This window comes from Brevibacillus sp. IT-7CA2 (assembly GCF_949767855.1).
Classification (GTDB): domain Bacteria; phylum Bacillota; class Bacilli; order Brevibacillales; family Brevibacillaceae; genus Brevibacillus.
The window spans coordinates 16,117-35,153 of record NZ_CATKQT010000053.1 but is presented as its reverse complement, the minus strand read 5'-3'; the positions used below and the strand labels follow the sequence as shown (position 1 = coordinate 35,153).

Sequence of the window (19,037 nt, the reverse complement as noted above, 5' to 3'; positions counted from 1 at the left end):
AGCTAATACGCGGACGCACTTGTGGCGCCACGCCAAAGCTGGAGGTTTTTTTATCTTTTTTTAAGAACTTTTTTAGATTCTTTTAATCTCTTGTTTCTTGGCAGTTTAGGTCTCTCGACTATCCTACAGGTAATCAAGCAACAACTGACTCTAAAGGAGGACCAAACGATGAGAAAGTTTTCCAATAAAATCGCGATCATGATGCTCGCAACTGTTTTGGGTACTGCATCCCTTCCTTACGCTGTACTGAACGTGCAAGCAGCTTCCACCCCCCTGAGTGCACAAGAAATTCAAAAAGCGGTTAGTGAGCTCGCCAAGCTGCAAGTGATGCAAAGCAACTCCAACACTCACAATCAAGTTACGCGCGCTGAACTGGCAAAAATGGTCTCTCACACATTTGGTTTGCAAGGCGGCAAAACAGATAAATCCGTAACCTTCACGGATGTGAAAACAAATGATTGGTTCTACAAATACGCGGTTGACCTGGTATCTCTTGATATTATGCAAGCAAAAGATGGCAAGTTCGATCCGCGTGGAACTGTGACGGATGCTGAGCTCACTCAAGTCGTTGCAAAAGCGCTCAAGCGCGATGCGAAGTCCGTTAACTACTGGGCAGAACGCTTCTTCTCAGCAGACAGCACCGCTACTCGCGGCGAAGCCGCTTATCTGTTGAATACGGCTCGTCAGGCGATGCCTTCTGACAAAGCAAGCATCACGAACGTACAAGCATTGAACGAAATCACGTTGATTGTGACCTTCGACGCTCCGTTAACCGCAGAAAACGAAGCATTTGCAAAAGCAAAAGAAGACTTTGTCTTCAGCGAAGGTCTGACACTGACCAACATGCCACGTCTGAAAACGGGTTCTACCAATACTTACATCGTGCCGACCTCGGTTCAAAAACCAGGAACCACCTACGAGCTGACTTACAAAGGGAAAAAGGCGGGCACATTCCAAGGCAACGCAACCAAGATCGACATGACGGAAGTACGACAAGTAACAAACGACACGTTTGAAGTGGAGTCCTTGCGTGCAAATGGTGTCCTTGATTACGGATACATCATCTCTGCCTACAGCGGCGGACGCGGAGCAAATGCATTGGTGCTGGATCAAAACAACAGTGCAGACGGCAAAACGTATCAAATCATTCCTTCCATGCAAGCAAGACAAGTGACCATTACACCGGAAGGCGGACAACCAATCGTAGCGAAATACGTGCCTTTCACACAATCAACAGACGGCAAGCAAGAAATTAAATTCCGTCTCCCAGAAGGCCAAGTCCTGACTCCAGGCGTTACGTACACGATTACGTCCGACTGGGCGAATATCGCGAATCCGACCTTCGTCGCAAAAGAAATCGCTCCGCTCGAAATCAGCGAAGCCAAAGCAGCTAGTGAAACTTCTATCACCGTTACCCTGACAGAGGACCCGGGAGACGAGCTGTTCTCCGGACGCAGCGTAGAACTTTCTAGTGCAGACGGAGAAAAACTGCTGGCGACGTACAAATATTCCAGCCGAAAAGGTACCACAGGCGTGTTTGACATCCAGCAAGATGGTAAATTGAAAGCAGGTACCACATACACGGTAACACCTGTCGGCGATTGGGCTGGCAAATCTTCTGCCGAGCTGACAGTCGAGTAGTCTTTGTGTGATGCAGGTATCCAAATCAAAAGAAAGGTGTGGGTTCATTGTGCTGCTTGTTTGTCTCGTGACGTCCGCCATCGCTCTGACTGGGTGTGAGATGAATTGGAATACCCTCTTGACGAGTGGCGAGCAGCAAGCAACCCAGGCGGTGAAAGTTGAAATGGATAAGCTGAATCAAGCCTTATTGACAGCAACCAGTCAAGGAGACAAAGCAGCGATTGAGAGGCTGCTTGCAGAAGGTGCGGATATTGACGCTACCGATAGTAGAGGCCGCACCTCTGCGATGATCGCGGTCCACACTGCTCAACTCGACATTTTCAACTTGCTGGTTGAACGCGGAGCCAACATCAACATCCGAGACAACAACTTAGACAATCCCCTGCTCTTCGCAAGCGCAGCAGGGCAGCTCGCATTCGTAAAAGCTTCGATAGCAGCAGGTGCCGACACTACCATTACGAACCGTTTTGGCGGAACGGCCTTGATTCCTGCGGCTGATCGTGGACATATCGAGATCGTCAAGGAACTGCTCACCACCTCTGATGTCAACATTGATCACGTCAACCGATTGGGCTGGACCGCTCTCTTAGAAGCAGTGATTTTGGGCGATGGTGGCAAGAAGCATCAGGAAATCGTGAAGCTCCTGATCGAGCACAATGCCAATGTCAATCTCGCTGATCACGATGGTGTGACGCCTCTGGGGCATGCGAAGAAACATGGCTACAAAGAAATGATTGAAATGCTCACGCAGGCTGGCGGTAAATAAGAAAATACCCGAAAGTCGATTTTTGAACTACCTAATTGAAGAAGCAAAGGATAGGATCGTCAGAACTCATCTGACCCCTATCCTTTTTCTTATTTCCCAGACCAAAAGACCCTGCAAAACTCAAAACTTTTTCTATATTCAGGCGTCTATCACTAGTGGACTATTCCAATATACCTACACCTTTTTGATAGGAGCCTGTTTTACATGACCGTCAGCTCGTATACATCTATTCTGGAAACGGACAAACGAATCCGAAAAGCTTCTCCTAACCTTGAACCCAAGGTGGAGATGTACAAGCTCTTTCTTGCTTCTACAGACGCTATTGAAATTCACATGAATAACCTGACGCATCCTTTGACTACCATCAGAATTTATGACATCCATCGAACAAAACTCGCAGAAGCTGAATATAGTCCGAACGCCCCCATCATCCTTCCCTTTTTTCCGGAGGAAGATGGTCTTTACTACGTGCAGCTGACGATTGGGCCTGATCCAGACCCGCAGCACACCTATCAACTGCACGTAGATAAGTACAAGCGCCTATCGGGGATCATCAATCAATCGGAGGAATTTCCCGCAGAAAATGGTCCGTACATGATCGGACCAGAGGATGTCATCATAGCTGCTGGGACTTCAATCAGCTTTGAAGCAGGCACATCTATCAACGTACGCTGCCAAAACAAGATCGTCGTCCAAAACGGTGCCTCTATTTCTTTTCGCGGAGAATCAGACAAACCCATCGTCGTCATCGGCGCCATTGACGATGCAACCGCACACCGTTGGAATCAGCTCGTGTTATCTCCCTTGGCTGAGGCAACCTTCCAGCACATCATTGTACAATACGACAACGACGAAGATGGCGTGGACTTCCTGACATCAGCAGCCCCTTTCGTAGCGATCGCCTCATCCGTTGAAGAATTCGAGTCAACCGTTGCCAAAACGAACTATGTGGAGCGGGCCGCAGTCGTGTCTCCCTCTTCTCGCCTGGACTTCATCAAATCTTGGTTCCAGCAATCCAGCCCTTATCGCTTCCATATTTTTGGCGACCTCTTGCCTGAGCTTTATTTCGGCATTGATGTCACCACCTTTGCGCGATGGGAAACGGATACGAAGCGGATTAATGAAGAACGCGTAGAAGCTGGTGAAATCAATTACTGGGATTTTGTTAACGGCAACTTCACTGCCGATTTGATAGAAGCTACGTATCTGTTTGCCAATAATGAGAGTAGCCCGGAGTTGCGAATCCAGCGATTGATTGATTTTCTGATCATCGCTCAAAAATGGCGGAGAAAACATGGGTGCTTCAGCCTGTTCGACATGCTCGATCCGTTCCACGATTACGATGAGGAATTTTACAAAACGTTTGAACAGATGTCGTCCTCCTTCTGGCTCGCGCACAATACGTCCATAATTCACTGGGATACTCTTTCACGAGAACTCGGCATTTGGCAAAAAGAAAGTTTCTTCGAACGGCAATTCATCAACTCTGTCATGATTCGCCTGCACTTCGCAGCCGATCTGCCGTTCTCTCTTCCGGGGTATGGAAACAACATTCCACCTGTCGGCTTTCTGGGTATTTCCATTCACTTTGGCCCGTTCCGCTATCCAGAGGATTATCCGGCACCCGAGCCTGAATTCGATGTCAATTACGGCGAACTCTCTACAGCTACCTATGTGAAATTTATGTTTGAATCGTTGCTCAATGGCAAAACGAATCCCGTCTACACGTGGTGGATACCTACGCAAGCGGATAAGGAGCTGTTTCGAACCTTGCAGGAAAAGGGCATCTCGCTGGATTCTCCTCCGGAAGATTGGGACCGCGAATTCGTGCAGCCTGCTAGAAAAACGCTGGAGGAGATTCGGGCCTACTATCTTAACCCAACCCTTCGAGAAGATAAAAGAACGATGACCTCCAACTGTTGAGGTCGGGAGAAGCCATGCCACATGTTTTCCAGTCGCCTGTATCCTCTCTTCGTTCGGGCGGTCTCCTTCCAAACATGTGACATGACTTTCGAACAGCAGTGAATAATTTCGGGGGATTAGATCTTTTTGGCAGTTATGTCTGGAAGTCTTTTGAGAGAGATGATCTTTTGTTTCATCTTCTTGTGTAATCTGCATGGAGTATTTCGCTTAAAGACAACTTGGATCAGCGTTCTAGAAGTACAAAAAGCTGCGTGGAAAGAAGCGCATTTCCAGTCCAAGCGCCTCTGGAGCACGACAAAGCGGAGGGCTGAATGGAGGGAGTGCTTTTAGCTTCAACTCTGCGAATACCTCATCGAAACTCCTACTTTTGAAGCGGCTCCCGCCATTCAGCCCGGAGTGGACAGTCTAACCCACAGCGGGGCGTAGGCCGAAGCGTAGACTGGAAATGCGCTTCTTTCCCCCACTAGAGCTACTAATTCACAAAATTTTTCCCATAGTAAATCTCGTCCATCTCTATTTGCAATTGCTTTGCAATATCCTCTTGTTCCTCCGGTGTCAGCTTATCCTTCGTATATCCGAACAAATAATTGTTCAGATCAAATTGCCTGCGCTTGCATTTGGTATGGAAAATATTATCTTGGTACACATTCACATCAATCATGTGGAACAATTCCTTAATTTCCTCGGGAATATAATTTTGGATCGAACTGATGTCGTGATCGATAAACAGCTTGTATCCATGTATATCCCGGGTAAAACCACGCACCTTGTAATCAATTGTCATCAAGTCTGTATCAAACGAACGAATTAAATAATTGAGTGCTTTGAGCGGAGAAATTTCGCCACAAGTCGACACGTCGATATCGGCCCTGAATGTACTGATGCCCTCCGTTGGATGGTACTCTGGGTACGTATGCACCGTAATATGGCTCTTGTCCAATTGCAGCACCACATTTTCAGGCAAAGGTCCGGGGGATTCCTCATAAGATTCAGTAGGGACCTCTACGATTGGTCCCTCGGATACAAGAAAAGTGACGCTCGCACCTTGTGGTACATAATCTTGTTGAGCGACATTTAGTACATGTGCGCCGATAATATCCGACACGTTTTTCAGGATATTTGTCAATCGCTCTGCATTGTATTGTTCATCTATGTATTCGATATACGCTTCCCGTTCCGCTTTTGTTTTCGTGTAGCAGATGTCGTACATGTTGAAGCTGAGTGACTTGGTCAAATTGTTGAAGCCATGCAGCGTAACGTTTTGTTCTGTATTTTTTTCCAAGCGTCATTTCCCCCTGTGATAGCATCCAAAACTCGTTTGCTCTTACTTTTTCCTCCACCTCGTTCATAAATACCCATTACTTTTGTCCTACCTAAAAATGATTCAATAGCATTAGGGAAACTTGACAGAATATGGTTCTAATCCCCTTGATTTAGTGATAAAATATCGAAGTGTGTCAAATTTTAGAAGAAAGGGGGAAATTATCATGCATTGGTATACAAGCGTATTGAAGAAATACGTTGCATTTGAAGGAAGAGCTAGACGTCAAGAATATTGGATGTTCACTTTGTTCAACATCATCGTATCTATGGTAATTGCTCTCGTAGACTATTTAATTGGTACAGGATCAATTTTGGGCATGATCTATTCATTAGCTGTTTTACTGCCTAGTTTGAGCGTAACTGCACGCCGATTGCACGATACTGGAAGAAGCGGTTGGTGGATCCTTCTCACGTTTATTCCTTTTATCGGTGCAATTATTTTGATCGTATTCTTGTGCCAAGACAGCCAAGGAGACAACAAATACGGTGCGAATCCAAAAACTTCGCAATCCTTCTAATGTCTCCATCGCCTCTCCCCAAAGGGAGAGGTTTTTTATTTTTGGTCCAAAGAAAAAACGGCAGTTCGGGGCTCTCCCCAAATGCCGTTTTTCCACTACCGTTTTACGCCTCGTCCCAAAAACGTCGCAGGTTGTCCATCCCAATCTTGGACCCTTCGCGGCAATCCTCCATGCCTTCGAATTCGACTGTGATATAGCCATCATAGCCGGATTGCTTGACCAGCTTGACGACTTCCCGGATGTTGATGTCGCCTTGTCCAACTATCGCCCCACGCAGGAAGTTGCCGTTGACGGTTTTGAACCATTTGCCTGCGCCCGGATCATGGTAAGAAGGACGGAAGTAAAAATCTTTGAAATGCACGAGCGAAGCGTATGGCAGATTTTTTTGCACACCGACCAGGGAAGCCTCGTCCACGCACATGAAGTTTCCGATATCCAGCGTCGTTTTGAAATTCGGACGGTTGACCTCATGCAGGACGCGCTGCACACGATCACTTGCCTGCACGAGCCAGCCGTGATTCTCGATTGTCGTCGTTATTCCAAATTGCGCGGCATAATCAGCGATTCGGCTGCTTCCCTCGACCATCTCAGCCAAATGCTTTTCGAAGTACTCTATCGTCGTCTCCTCTACGGGAACAGTAAAGGCGGACACATCGTGGCGCATATGCTTGATACCCATGTGGTGCAGCAGATCGACATGTGTTTTCACACGTACGACTTCAGCTTCGAAGGCTTCTTCATCTGGTTGAATAAAGTTGGTCGGCATCGAGTAGTTGGACAGCTCAATCCCTACCGCTTTTGCCTTATCCCGAACAGCGTCTGCCAATTCGTAGTTATCGACCAATGTAAAACCGTACGGCACGATTTCCATGTGCTCGCCGCCGTTATCCGCGATCCATTGCACGACATCCAGTACATCCATTTCACCAGCTCGGATTGCTGTCAGCAGACTGTACGTGCTCAATCCAATTTTCATCAGTTCCACCTCATTCGATTTATTGTATAGAAAGGCTACTGCTCATCATGATGAGAAATGCACCTTGTTGATAGTCACGACTTGCTTGAGACGATGGGATTCATAGGCTGCCTTCACCACTTCGAGTGTCCGCAGTCCATCCTCTCCTGTAATAGACGGAGGTCGGCCTTCTATGACATTTTGCACAAAGTCGGCGATAAGCCGCTCATCCATATCCACAGCCCAAGGTAAATTTTGCAGCTTCGAATCGCGGTCATTGTAATAGAGCGCGTGTTGCTTGAACACATCGACGTCCAACGTGCCTTTGGTGCCGACAATCCGCATCGTCACATCTCCCCACATCGGGAACGTCTTCGGCCGCGACCAGCTCGGATCAATTCCAACGATCACTCCAGACTCCATTTCCACAGAAACCAGTCCACAATCCTCTACCTCAATCTCGTAAAAGCGTGTGTCCAGCTCAGCGTAGACGCTTTTTACTTCGTCTTGGAGCATCCAGCGTACGAGGTCCATCAGATGGACGATGTGATCCGTCGCTGCCCCACCGCCAGACAGCTCTTTTTCAATGAACCAGCCACCTGGCATTTGTCCGTGGTTCGTGCCATCGATGGCGAGAATGTCTCCGAGAGCACCTGACTGAACGATCTGTTTGACACTTTCCATCACGGGTGCAAAACGGACAGGGTAGGCAACCTGAAGCATGACACCTTCCTCTTTGCAGACCTGAATCATTTCGCGTGCATCCGCAATCTCGGTGGCAATTGGTTTCTCGCACAGAATGTGCTTTTTCGCTCGCGCTGCCGCAATCACGTGATCCTTGTGCTTGGCATTTTCCGAGCAAATAATGACCGCGTCGATACTGGATCGCAAAAAGGCTTGCAGATCTTCGTAAAAATCGAGCTGGTAGGCAGTCGCCATTTCCTCTCCACGGCGCGAGTCATCATCCCAGACTGCTATCAGCTGTGCATCGGGGTGCTTTTGCAAATATGTAGCGTAGCTATGCGCATGCATATGGGCGAAGCTGATGATTCCTACCTTCATCCCTCGTCACCTCCGTGCATGAGCTTCACAGGTTGTCCCGTCTTGACCGATTCTCTCGCCGCCGAAGCGATATCGAGAGCAGCAAGCAGATCACGAGAATGCAGACGTGACCCTTCCTGTTTCTGTACACAGCGAATAAAATGCTCCCGCTGTCGCTGCATCAGGTCCATCCCTTGGAAAGTTGTCGAAAGTAACTGCTCTCCCCGACTCCAGCGAATAGGGGTGCTTTCCCGGCTATCATGCGCAATCATTCCTTGATCACCAGTAAGCTCAAAGGAAGTATGTTCTGTCCCCTCCGCCCAAGATAGCTCTACATGAGCAATTGCCCCGCTTGCCATTCGGAGCATGACCAGCGCATAATGGACGATCTGTCCTGGCTCATTCGTGTGCTTGACCTCTCGCGCCATCACTCGCTCAACCTCGCCGAACGTCCAGCGTAGCCAATCGAATTCACGCATTCCAAGCGCTTGAAAAATGCATTTGTCGGCATTCTGGGACGATGTTGGAGCGCCCCTTCTTACACGAATGACACCTGCTTTGCCTATGGCCCCATTCTTTATTTGCTCGTGCGCTTGCTCGTATTCTGGAGCAAAACGCAGCGTATTTGCGAATTGCAGCATGATATCATGCTGATCGCACAAACTGATTCCTTCACGCCCTAGAGCAGAACCTTCTGCGCATAAAATATGCTTTCCCGCCTGGGCAGCAAGCGTCACCCATGGGTCAGTGCTGTCCGTAACCGAGCCAATATCCACGATATCCACTTCTGTTCCCTGCAAGATTTCGCGCAAAGAAGATAAGCTGTCCGCCACACCTACAATCTCTGCCTCTGTGATCCGAAACCAAGCTTGCGACTCTTTGACGCTTGTTCCCGCTTCCCCTGCGACCACAACTTTTACCATGATCCCGCTCCCCCTCTCCTCGAGCTTTGTGGACTGCTCGACACAACCCTCTTATAGCGAAAACTGAAACGTATCCTGCAATAAAACAGCGGCAGCTCCTGCGACCTCTACATTTTCACCCAACGAATTCGGCCGAATCTCCAGTTCCTCCGTCAGGATTCCATGCGCGTATTCCCCTACGTAGTCTTTTACTTTGGCAATCAACAGCTCATTTTCGAAGGCAATCTCGCCGCCCAGAATAATGACCTCCGGATTGAACAAATGAATCAGATTGACCAGCCCCGAAGCCAAATAAGAAGCGGTTTCCTCCAAAATGCTGACCGCAAGCGGGTCCTGCTCTGCCAAAGCCTGACGAAACACCGCAGGAGTAATCCGGCCAACATCCTGCTCCACCAAATCCGAGATGCTGCTCGTCTTTCCTTTCGCAAGCGAGGAGACCAGCTTGGAGTAAATCGTTGGCCAGCTCACGTAATTTTCCAGACAGCCAACATTTCCGCAGTCGCACCGCACACCTGCCCGATCAATCGTGGTATGACCGAACTCACCGGCCCCGCCTTTAAAGCCCCTGTAGATGGCACCGTTCATCAAAATACTGGCTCCCAATCCATCCCCAATCGTGACATACAGCATGTTTTGATAATGACTGAAATCCCCGATAGTCTTCTCGGCGAGCAAATACGCATTCGTGTCGTTATCCAGCCAGGTTTTCATCTGGAAACGCTGCTCGATCATTTCTTTAACAGGGGCGTTCTGCAAGCGAAGCTTTGGATTGTAGCGAATCACCCCATGGACCGAGTCCACGATGCCTTGTGTGACAATCGAGATTCCCATGCATGTCTCCAGACTCGCGGCTCCACGCAAAAATTGCTCAATGATGTCCATCAAATAAGCGAGAACGCTCTCCCCTTGGTACGGCTTGATCGAGTGAACTTCCTTTCGTTTCACCACAGCTTCCAGATTCATCTCGGCAATCGTAATTTTCGAGCCAGAGATCGAAATGCCGATCAGAAAGCGACTATCAGGAGAAAACTGGACTAATATCGGTTTTCGTCCGCCATTTGACTCTCCTGTTCCCACCTCGCATACGAACGAGTCACGAATCAGCTCACTGACAGCCGAGGTCACGGTAGTAGGACTCAGTTTGTTCCGCTTCGCTATTTCACTCCGGGAAATGGGGCCGTAATGACGGATCGTATCTAATATGATGGAGCGATTCAGTTCTTGGATCAGCTTTAAATCACCCGTCCTACGCATGTAACCATCCCTTTTATGTCAAATTACAAATGGCAGGCGACAAAATGATCTCGATCTGCCGCTTCCCGCAATGCAGGTGGTGTCGTCTTGCATATGTCCATCACGAACGGACAGCGAGTATGAAACAGACAGCCTGACGGCGGATTCACTGGGCTCGGTACATCTCCCTGCAAAATGATCCGATCCCGCTTCGCCCGTGGATTAGGGATCGGAACTGAAGAGAGCAGCGCTTTTGTATACGGATGCCGGGGATTGGCAAAAATCGTTTCCTTCGGGCCGGATTCTACGAGACTCCCCAAATACATCACGCCGATCTTGTCGCTAATATGCTCGACCACGCTCAAATCGTGGGAAATAAACAAATAGGTCAAATGAAATTCTTCCTGCAAATCTTTTAGCAAATTCAAGATTTGCGATTGAATCGACACATCGAGAGCAGAGACTGGCTCATCCGCGACGATCAGCTTCGGCTTCAAAATCAAGGCGCGAGCGATTCCGATGCGCTGCCGTTGCCCTCCGCTGAATTCATGGGCGAATTTCTCCGCATGATAGCTGGAGAGCCCAACGACCTCGAGCATTTCGGCGACAATCCGATCCCGTTCTTGAGTAGACAGCTTCGTATGAATGAGAAGAGGCTCTGCTACCACATCGCGAATTTTCATCCGTGGATTCAGTGAGGCGTATGGGTCCTGAAAAACCATCTGTACCTGCTTGCGCACTTCCCGGAGCTTCGTTTCGTTCATCTTGGAGATTTCTTCTCCATTGATCCAAATCTTACCCTCATCTGGCATCAAAAGCCTTGTGACCAAGCGCCCTGTCGTCGACTTGCCACAGCCACTCTCTCCGACCAGACTGAACGTCTCGCCTTCCTTGATCTCGAACGAAACGTGATTTACGGCTTTTACGCTTTTTTTGCTGCTTAATAGACCGCTATCAATCGGGAACGTTTTTTTGATACCGTCTACCACGACCAGTGATTTAGACATGAACATCCCTACCTTCCTCTTGATAGAGCCAGCAGCGGCAAGAACGTTCCTCTCCCACCGTCGTAATGGCGGGCTCCTTTTCCCAACAAACAGGCATGACATCCTTGCAGCGCGGAGCGAATTTGCAGCCCTTCGGCATATTGTTTGGTGTCGGTACGTTCCCCGGAACCGAATCCAGCCGCGCGCGCTTCTGCCCGATTTTGGGGACAGAGCCGATCAAGCCTTTGGTATATGGATGCTTGGGTTCGTCGAACAAGTCGTAAACAGATGCTTCCTCCACGACACGCCCTGCGTACATGACCACGACACGGTTGCACATCTCTGCCACGACGCCGAGATCATGCGTGATCAACAGCATCGACATATGCTCTTCAGCCTGAAGCTGCTTCATGACGTCGAGGATTTGGGCTTGTATCGTAACATCGAGTGCAGTCGTTGGCTCATCGGCGATCAACAGGTTGGGATTGCAGGACATCGCCATCGCAATCATGATGCGCTGTCGCATACCGCCAGAGAGCTGATGCGGATACTCTCCCATTATTTCGCTTGGTCGCGGAATGCCTACCTTTGTCAGCATGCTCACTGCTTGTTCTCGCGCCTTTTGGTCGGAGTAGCCGAGATGCAAACGAATGGCTTCCATCAATTGCTCTCCGATTTTCATCACCGGGTTGAGTGAGGTCATCGGCTCCTGAAAAATCATCGAGATTTCTTTTCCGCGAATACGGCGCATATCACTCTCCGAAATCGAAAGCAAATTCGTACCGTTGTAAACAATCTCGCCATTGGTAATCTCACCAGTCGTGTCCTTGAACAGGCGCATGATCGACAAGGAGGTCACACTCTTGCCACAGCCCGATTCGCCAACCAGTCCAAGCACCTCGCCTTTTTTTATATGAAAGCTCACATGATCGAGGACGACTGTCTTCTGGTTGTCTCTCGTAAATTGTGTCTGCAGATGCTTTACTTCAATGATGTTCTCACTCATCTGCCCCATCTCCCTCGTTTAGTTCTTCGTTTTCGGGTCCAAAATATCGCGCAAGCCATCCCCAACCAGGTTGAACGCCAGCACGGTCAAAAAGATCGCAATCCCGGGAATGATGACCACATGAGGAGAAGTGGCGAGATAATCACGCCCCATACTGAGCATCGCCCCCCAGTCGGGACTCTCGGGCTTTGCCCCCAGACCGAGAAAGCTGAGACTGGATGCTGCCAAGATCGAGGTACCGATCCGCATGGAAAAAAAGACGATCATACTGGAGACGGTCTCTGGAAAGATGTGTCGAAAAATAATCCGGCTGCTTTTGGCCCCCATGGACCGCGCTGCTTCTACAAACACCGCTTCCTTGGCAGCCAATGTATTGCCGCGAATCAAACGAGCAAACGATGGGATACTGAACACCGCGACCGCTACGACGACATTCGTTAATCCCGGGCCGAGGATCGCAACAATGGCGATTGCGAGCAGCAAGTCGGGAAAAGCAAACATGACGTCACTCCACCGCATGATGAGGCGATCCAGCCACCCGCCGTAATATCCGCTAATCAAACCTAATACCGTTCCAACCACTGCGCCGACCACCACAGAAGAAAAGCTGACTCCAAGAGAGATACCCGTTCCTACAATGATGCGGCTCAAAATATCTCGTCCGTATTCATCTGTCCCTGCCCAATGCTCCATGGAAGGAGTCTGCAACGTCACATCATAGTTCGGCTCGTACGGATCATACGGCGCGATCCACGGACCAAACAGTGCTATCACAAACAAAAACAAGATAAAAAACCCAGCCCAGAAAGCTGTCTTTTGCTTTTTCCACTTCTTCCAAAACTCGCGGGCTCGGGATTTCTTTTCCGTGGGAACTACAACGTTATGCCCGATTTCTTTTACTACCTCCATTTACGTCACCTCCTTGCCATTAGCTGTCATAACGGATTTTCGGATTCAGTGCCTTGTACAAGATGTCTACCAGCAGATTCACGAGAATGAACTCCAGTGAAAACAACAGGATGACTGCCTGTACGACCGGATAATCGCGAAAAGCAATGGAATCGATCAACAGACGCCCCATACCCGGAATGCTAAACACCGTCTCCACGACAACCGATCCGCCCAACAGAAAGCCGAATTGCAATCCGGCGATGGTCACGACCGGAATCATCGAATTTTTCAAGGCGTGCTTGCGAACGACTACGGATTCCTTCAACCCTTTTGCCCGACCCGTTCGGATAAAATCTTCCTTTAATGTTTCGAGCAGGGAGGACCGTGTAAATCGGGCCAGCATCGACATGATTCCTGCTCCCAAGGTTAACGAGGGGAGCACGTAGCTTTTCCAGCTCTCGACCCCACCTGTAGGAAACCAGCCCAGCGTGACAGAAAAAACCTGTATGAGAATGAGCCCCAGCCAAAATCCAGGCAAGGAAATACCAGAAATCGCCGTCAGCATCCCTACGTAATCCGGCCATTTATTGCGGAAAACAGCAGAGATCGTCCCAATCAGCAGTCCGAGCACCAAGGCCCAGCCCAGGCTCATAAATGTCAACGTCATCGTCATAGAAAAACGGTTTTCAAACATATCGCTAATGGGAAGCCCCGTCTTCAGGGAGTGTCCCAAATTTCCTGTCAGCAGGTTTTGCATGTAGTTGACGTACTGGGTAAGTAATGGCTTATCCAAGCCCAGCTCCTGACGCACCCGCTCGATCTCTTCCAAGGTCGCTTCTTTTCCCGCCGCCAAGCGAACAGGATCACCCGGAACCAGATGGATAAAGAAGAAAATGAGCAACGACACGACAACAATAATCGGGATGATCTCGATGAGTCTCTTCACGATATAACGGAACATGGTACGGTTCCTCCTAAAAGAAAAGCAGCGCCCAGCGGCAGACAATGCCCGAACGCTGCTTCAAGTATTATTGGAACGTCGCTTCTCTTACATAGATGCCGCCACTTGGTGTGATATAAACACCGTTCACGTTCGCGCGTTTTCCGTACAAAATTTCATCGACTGCGAGGAAAATCCATGGTGCTTCTTTAAACACATTTTCTTGCACGACGCCATACAGCTGCTTTTGCTTATCTTGGTCTGATGATTGTGTTGCTTCCTTGATGCTTTGGTCGACAAGGTCATTTTTGTAGAAAGCCGTGTTCGCTCCCGCAGGCGGGAAGTTCTCGCTGCTAAACAACGAACGCATCGCATTGTCTGGATCAGCAGAGGACCAGCTTACGTACCACATGTTCATTTTTGCTTCTTCTGGAGACTTGATGCCGTAGATTTCATCGGACAGCGTCGCTTCTTCCATCGATTTCACTTCAACGGTGATGCCGACCTTTTGCAATTGCTGCTGAATGAATTGCATGCCCTTCATCGTATCTGAGTTCGTATTGCCCCAGATGTCCGTTGTGAAGCCGTTCTCGTAGCCTGCTTCTTTCAAAAGCTGCTTCGCTTTTTCGATGTTGTATTCATAGGCGCCTTGCTTCGCATAGTGGGCAATTGTGGGGGACATCACGGATTCCAGCTGTGCGCCATACCCGGATTTCACGACTTTAATGAACGCGTCCTTGTCCACTGCATGGTTGATGGCTTGGCGAACGCGTGGATCGTCAAACGGCTTTTTCAGCATATTGATCGAGACATAGCGGGTGATAGTGGAAGGTGTGCGCTCTACCTTTACTCCCTCTGCTCCGTTCAGTGTCTCTACTTGCTGCTCAGGTAACGGATAGATGACATCGGCTTCACCCGTCTTCAGCATGGCTACGCGGGAGCCATTTTCAGGAACGGGCTTGTAGACGATTTTACCGACCTTGGCTGCTCCCTTGTTCCAGTGATCTGGATTCAGCTCTACCGTCAAATGGTCACCCTGTACCCATTCCACGAATTTATATGGACCTGTACCGACTGGATTTTTGGTAATGTCTTTACCGTATTTTTCCAGAGCCGCCGGGCTGATGATTCCGGTCGTGAACTTGTTGATCATCGCGGAAAACGGCTGGTTCAGCGTCACTTTCACTGTGTGCTCGTCGACAACCTCTGTGGACTTGATGTATTTGTAGTTTCGATAAGCTCTCAAGTTGTTGTCTTTGTTACTCATCCGGTCGAAATTGATTTTGACCGCTTCGGCATTGAATGGTGTGCCATCATGGAACTTCACGTTTTGCCGGAGCTTGAAGGTGTACTCTGTCGCGTCTTCATTCACCGAATATTCAGTTGACAGACCTGGCATGAGCTTCAAATCCTTGTCATAAATCAGAAGCCCTTCAAACATCGCGCTTTGGACACCTGATGACAGTGCATCCCCTGTATTTTGCGGGTCCATCGTGATAAAGTTTTCGTTTACGGCGATGACCATCTGATCCTTTTGCGGCGCTCCCGTCGTTGTCCCCCCATTGGAAGCTGCCGGAGTTCCACTACCACTGCCACCGCCACTGGAACATCCGAAAAGTAAAGCCACTGAAAAAAGTAAGACGGATGCGGTTCGGAAAAACGATGCTTTTTTCATTTCTTTTCCCCCTTGTCTTCATCTACTCTATGGGTGGTATCTGGATGTCCATGGATAGGTCTAGCCTGCCGGTTATCGGGTAAATACGATTTCTCTTCCGGTAGCAGCTGATTCGTATATGCCGCACAGAATCTTCATCATCTCCACGCCGTCCTGTACTGGGCTAAGTGTTTCTTTTTCACCCAAAATGCATGCGATGAAGTGATCGATCTCATTTTGGAAGCCTCGCTTGAAATCAAATGATAATTTATCCATCTGCGGGCTGACATTCAGGATCGTGTCATGCTTCTCTGCAATGATGGACAGCTCTGGCTCCACCTCTGCGCCTCCCTTGTCCCCGTACAGCTTGACGGCCAACTCGTCTTTTTTCGCATGCAGTGTATAGCTCACATCCACGAAAAGGGACGCTCCGTTTTCAAAGCGAATGAGTGCATTGGCCATATCCTCGACAGTGTTTTGGGAAGGATCGTAATCAGCTGCTTTGTAAAAAGAGAGATTTTTGACGTTGGCGCGATTGCCCAGCTTGTTGTATGTATTGCCGCTGACTGTCGTTACTTTTGGGCAGCCCATCAAGTACCAGCACAGATCAATGACATGCACGCCGAGATCGATGAGTGGACCTCCGCCAGATCTGTCCTTGTCAGCGAACCAGCCTCCCGGATTGCCCAAACGGCGCAGACAGGATGCCTTCGCGTAATAAATCTCCCCCAGCTCTCCCGCATCGATGAACTGCTTGAGCAATTGCGCATTCGAATCGTACCTTCTCACAAAACCTACCTGGAGCAGCTTGCCACTCTCTTTTACGGCCTCCTCTATCAGGAGAGCGCTTTCAACTGTTGTACTTAAAGGCTTTTCCAAAAGCACGTGCTTACCCGCTCTAAGGGCAGCGATGGCAATATCTGCGTGCGTGTTGTTCCACGTACAAATACTCACAGCGTCTACCTGTTCATCTGTGAAAACATCCTCAAGCTTGCTGTAGTAGGTTTCGGCCCTGTACTTCTGTGCTTTTTCCCGAGCGCGCTCCTCGTTGAAGTCGACGACGGCCCGAATTTCTGTACGCTCGTTTTGCTGGTACGATTGCAAGTGCATGTCTGAAATTGATCCTGCACCAATCACCGCAATTCTCACTTTTGCCATGATGTTGTCTTCCTCCTTGCTTTTCATCTGTTAATTAGTTTTTTCAGTGGAGTAATTAATAAGATAATACAAAATTGTTTTAATTTTTGCAATACATTTTTCGATTAAAAATTTGGTGTTTTCTCTCCTGGTTGATCTAGCGCAAAACCCCCCCTGCCGCTCCCATCACTCCAGCTTCTACCCCGATCTGGCTAAGAACGACACGCACCTCCTGCGCCAATCCAGGGATGCATCTCTCCCTCATGCTCTTCTCAATTTCCGGTATGAGTATGGTAGAAGCGTTCATCACTCCACCTCCGAAGACAATTACCTCCGGATTAAACAAATAGATCAGATTGGCTGCTCCGACTCCCAAGTAATACCCTGCTTGCTTGAGGAGTTGCTTGGAGAAAGGATCTCCTGCTAGCGCAGCCTCACTGATTGCTTTGGCCGTGACTGGCTCATTTGTGGTTGCCAGCTTGTGGCGAGCTGCGTTTTCAATGGCAGTACCCGATGCGTAGTTTTCCAGGCAGCCTCGATTGCCGCAGCGGCATGGCGGTCCGTTCCAATCGATCGAGATATGGCCGAACTCACCCGCACTCCCATCCCGCCCTGAAACCAATCGACCGTCGCTGATCACTCCTGCCCCTACGCCTGTGCTGACGGTGACATAGATCATGTTTTGCATGCCAGCTCCTGCGCCCCATAGCCACTCCGCGATTGCCGCTGCATTCGCATCATTGAACAGCCGGACGGGCAGTCCGAACCTCTGCTGGATCAGGGCGCCAATCGGTACATTTCTCCAGCCTAGATTGCTCGCAAATACTACTTCACCGTTCGCGCTGTTAATCACTCCAGCGGAAGCAACTCCTACGCCGCGTACTTTTTGGGGATCGATGCTGCTTGCTGATAGGACATCATCAGTAGCAGACAACACCCTTTCGACCACTGCTTTTTCTCCCTCTTCCGCTAAGGTCGGCAGCTGCTTTTGTGCGATTATCCTTCCTGTGCGATCAACCAAACCAGCCAAGATTTTGGTCCCACCCAGGTCCAGCCCAATCGCATATTCTTCTTTTGCCATGCTCGTCTCTCCTTTATTTACCGTAAACGCGATGTTAATTTCTCCAATGGATTTACAAATTAAACTTAGCTTTATTTGTAGCACACCCCTCTCCTTTCGTCCAGATTATTCGAAAAATTTAATTTCATCGGCAGACTTCTTTCGAATATCAAGTAGTACATAGGACAGAATAGAACTGTTAAAACGTCCAAAAGGAGAATTGTACTATGAATAAACAGACGCTGGCTGCCCATGAATCACTGGATATTCATGAAGTACTTAACTTCAAAACACTCTGCCTCGCCAAATCCAAGCTGATGCAAGGCATCGTATTTGATCAGGATTTACGAGCGTTGATGCAAAAAGATGTAGAGCAATCCTTGCAAGCAATCGCGGAGCTTCAGGCTATTTACAAGCACGCACCCTTCCAGGCACCGATACCGCAAACTCGTCCGACCCCCATCATAAACTGAAGGTGAAAATCTGATGAACAACGATTATCAAGATCCCATTAATGCGCTAAACATGCCGGAGAAAGCGGATATGACTTTTGCCATGGACTTTCTCATCTCCGCAAAGAGCGGTGTGCGAAACTATGCGATGGCACTGACAGAAACAGGCACCCCAGAAATTAAGGCAACACTCACCAAGCAATTGGAAGAAGCAATCGATTTGCACGAAAAGATCAGCCTGTACATGATTGAGCGTGGCTGGTACCATCCATGGAATGTTACCGAGCAGATTCAATTCGATCAGCAAAATATCCAGACCGCGTTAAATCTTCCGTGAAGTGAAAGCACCCTCTTTGGGTGCTTTCTCAGAGTGTTGAGAAAGTCCCCTTTCGCAAAAAAGGGGACTTTCTGTGCCATTTTAGGGGGTACAAATATGTCTCCCCACCTTCGTAAAACGCCTTAGAAGCGAATCTAGAAGGTCAAAATTTTTTATCTTAATCCGAGAAATCCAGACTGGGGGTTTCTCGACAGCCTGTGAAAGCACCCTCTTTGGGTGCTTTCTTTTTCTTTTTAAGTGAACCAATATCT

Annotated in this window: 18 protein-coding genes; 6 read left to right on the top strand and 12 right to left on the bottom strand. The window is 48.9% G+C overall.

Features of this window, described 5'->3' with window-relative positions; all coding sequences use genetic code 11:
- Positions 1-168 precede the first annotated feature (168 nt).
- The 3 genes from ACM6JA_RS27530 to ACM6JA_RS27520 all read left to right on the top strand — a co-directional run bounded on the left by ACM6JA_RS27530 (position 169) and on the right by ACM6JA_RS27520 (position 4,330).
- Positions 169-1,641 (top strand): S-layer homology domain-containing protein, encoded by a 1,473-nt coding sequence (locus tag ACM6JA_RS27530; RefSeq protein WP_414854953.1) that lies wholly within the window; start codon positions 169-171, stop codon positions 1,639-1,641.
- A gap of 100 nt (positions 1,642-1,741) precedes the next feature.
- A complete protein-coding gene (locus ACM6JA_RS27525) occupies positions 1,742-2,407 on the top strand; it encodes an ankyrin repeat domain-containing protein (RefSeq protein ID WP_414855165.1) in 666 nt (221 codons plus the stop codon).
- 204 nt (positions 2,408-2,611) lie between these two features.
- Positions 2,612-4,330, top strand: a complete 1,719-nt coding sequence (locus tag ACM6JA_RS27520; RefSeq protein ID WP_414854952.1) for a hypothetical protein — start codon at positions 2,612-2,614, stop codon at positions 4,328-4,330.
- Positions 4,331-4,802: 472 nt separating this feature from the next.
- Here ACM6JA_RS27520 and speD read toward each other — a convergent pair whose 3' ends face one another.
- Positions 4,803-5,612 (bottom strand): adenosylmethionine decarboxylase, encoded by an 810-nt coding sequence (gene speD / locus ACM6JA_RS27515; protein WP_414854951.1) that lies wholly within the window; start codon positions 5,610-5,612, stop codon positions 4,803-4,805.
- A 205-nt stretch (positions 5,613-5,817) separates the two neighbouring features.
- Between speD and ACM6JA_RS27510 the strand changes: the two genes are divergently transcribed.
- Positions 5,818-6,171 carry a DUF805 domain-containing protein gene (locus tag ACM6JA_RS27510; protein ID WP_414854950.1) on the top strand — a complete coding sequence of 118 codons (354 nt, stop codon included), beginning with the start codon at positions 5,818-5,820 and terminating at the stop codon, positions 6,169-6,171.
- Between the two features lie 103 nt (positions 6,172-6,274).
- On the opposite strand, the gene ACM6JA_RS27505 is transcribed toward ACM6JA_RS27510, so the two are convergent.
- From ACM6JA_RS27505 to ACM6JA_RS27455, 11 genes are all read right to left on the bottom strand, one after another.
- Positions 6,275-7,147 (bottom strand): sugar phosphate isomerase/epimerase family protein, encoded by an 873-nt coding sequence (locus tag ACM6JA_RS27505; RefSeq protein WP_414854949.1) that lies wholly within the window; start codon positions 7,145-7,147, stop codon positions 6,275-6,277.
- Positions 7,148-7,192: 45 nt separating this feature from the next.
- Positions 7,193-8,188, bottom strand: coding sequence for a Gfo/Idh/MocA family protein (locus ACM6JA_RS27500; protein ID WP_414854948.1), 996 nt, complete (start codon positions 8,186-8,188; stop codon positions 7,193-7,195).
- Positions 8,185-9,090, bottom strand: coding sequence for a Gfo/Idh/MocA family protein (locus ACM6JA_RS27495; RefSeq protein WP_414854947.1), 906 nt, complete (start codon positions 9,088-9,090; stop codon positions 8,185-8,187). The genes ACM6JA_RS27500 and ACM6JA_RS27495 overlap by 4 nt, the downstream gene beginning before the upstream one ends.
- Before the next feature lie 51 nt (positions 9,091-9,141).
- Entirely contained in the window at positions 9,142-10,344 is a 1,203-nt protein-coding gene (locus tag ACM6JA_RS27490; RefSeq protein ID WP_414854946.1) for an ROK family transcriptional regulator, read from the bottom strand.
- Positions 10,345-10,367: 23 nt separating this feature from the next.
- Complete coding sequence (locus tag ACM6JA_RS27485) at positions 10,368-11,330, bottom strand: ABC transporter ATP-binding protein (protein ID WP_414854945.1); 963 nt, start codon at positions 11,328-11,330, stop codon at positions 10,368-10,370.
- Complete coding sequence (locus ACM6JA_RS27480; protein ID WP_414854943.1) at positions 11,323-12,315, bottom strand: ABC transporter ATP-binding protein; 993 nt, start codon at positions 12,313-12,315, stop codon at positions 11,323-11,325. Before ACM6JA_RS27480 ends, ACM6JA_RS27485 begins: the two co-directional genes overlap by 8 nt.
- A gap of 18 nt (positions 12,316-12,333) precedes the next feature.
- Positions 12,334-13,224, bottom strand: a complete 891-nt coding sequence (locus tag ACM6JA_RS27475) for an ABC transporter permease subunit (RefSeq protein ID WP_173618213.1) — start codon at positions 13,222-13,224, stop codon at positions 12,334-12,336.
- A 19-nt stretch (positions 13,225-13,243) separates the two neighbouring features.
- Positions 13,244-14,167 (bottom strand): nickel ABC transporter permease, encoded by a 924-nt coding sequence (gene nikB / locus ACM6JA_RS27470; RefSeq protein WP_414854942.1) that lies wholly within the window; start codon positions 14,165-14,167, stop codon positions 13,244-13,246.
- A 67-nt stretch (positions 14,168-14,234) separates the two neighbouring features.
- A complete protein-coding gene (locus ACM6JA_RS27465; protein WP_414854941.1) occupies positions 14,235-15,821 on the bottom strand; it encodes a glutathione ABC transporter substrate-binding protein in 1,587 nt (528 codons plus the stop codon).
- 72 nt (positions 15,822-15,893) lie between these two features.
- Positions 15,894-16,958 carry a Gfo/Idh/MocA family protein gene (locus tag ACM6JA_RS27460; RefSeq protein ID WP_414854940.1) on the bottom strand — a complete coding sequence of 355 codons (1,065 nt, stop codon included), beginning with the start codon at positions 16,956-16,958 and terminating at the stop codon, positions 15,894-15,896.
- Positions 16,959-17,094: 136 nt separating this feature from the next.
- Complete coding sequence (locus ACM6JA_RS27455; protein WP_414854939.1) at positions 17,095-18,018, bottom strand: ROK family protein; 924 nt, start codon at positions 18,016-18,018, stop codon at positions 17,095-17,097.
- A 206-nt stretch (positions 18,019-18,224) separates the two neighbouring features.
- On the opposite strand from ACM6JA_RS27455, the gene ACM6JA_RS27450 reads away from it, so the two are divergent.
- Both ACM6JA_RS27450 and ACM6JA_RS27445 read left to right on the top strand, forming a co-directional pair.
- The gene (locus ACM6JA_RS27450) at positions 18,225-18,470 is read left to right on the top strand and encodes a spore gernimation protein GerQ (RefSeq protein ID WP_414854938.1); all 246 of its coding nucleotides are present in this window, start codon (positions 18,225-18,227) and stop codon (positions 18,468-18,470) included.
- A 52-nt stretch (positions 18,471-18,522) separates the two neighbouring features.
- Positions 18,523-18,786: a spore coat protein gene (locus ACM6JA_RS27445; protein ID WP_414855164.1), complete on the top strand. Its 264-nt coding sequence runs from the start codon at positions 18,523-18,525 to the stop codon at positions 18,784-18,786.
- Positions 18,787-19,037: the final 251 nt, after the last annotated feature.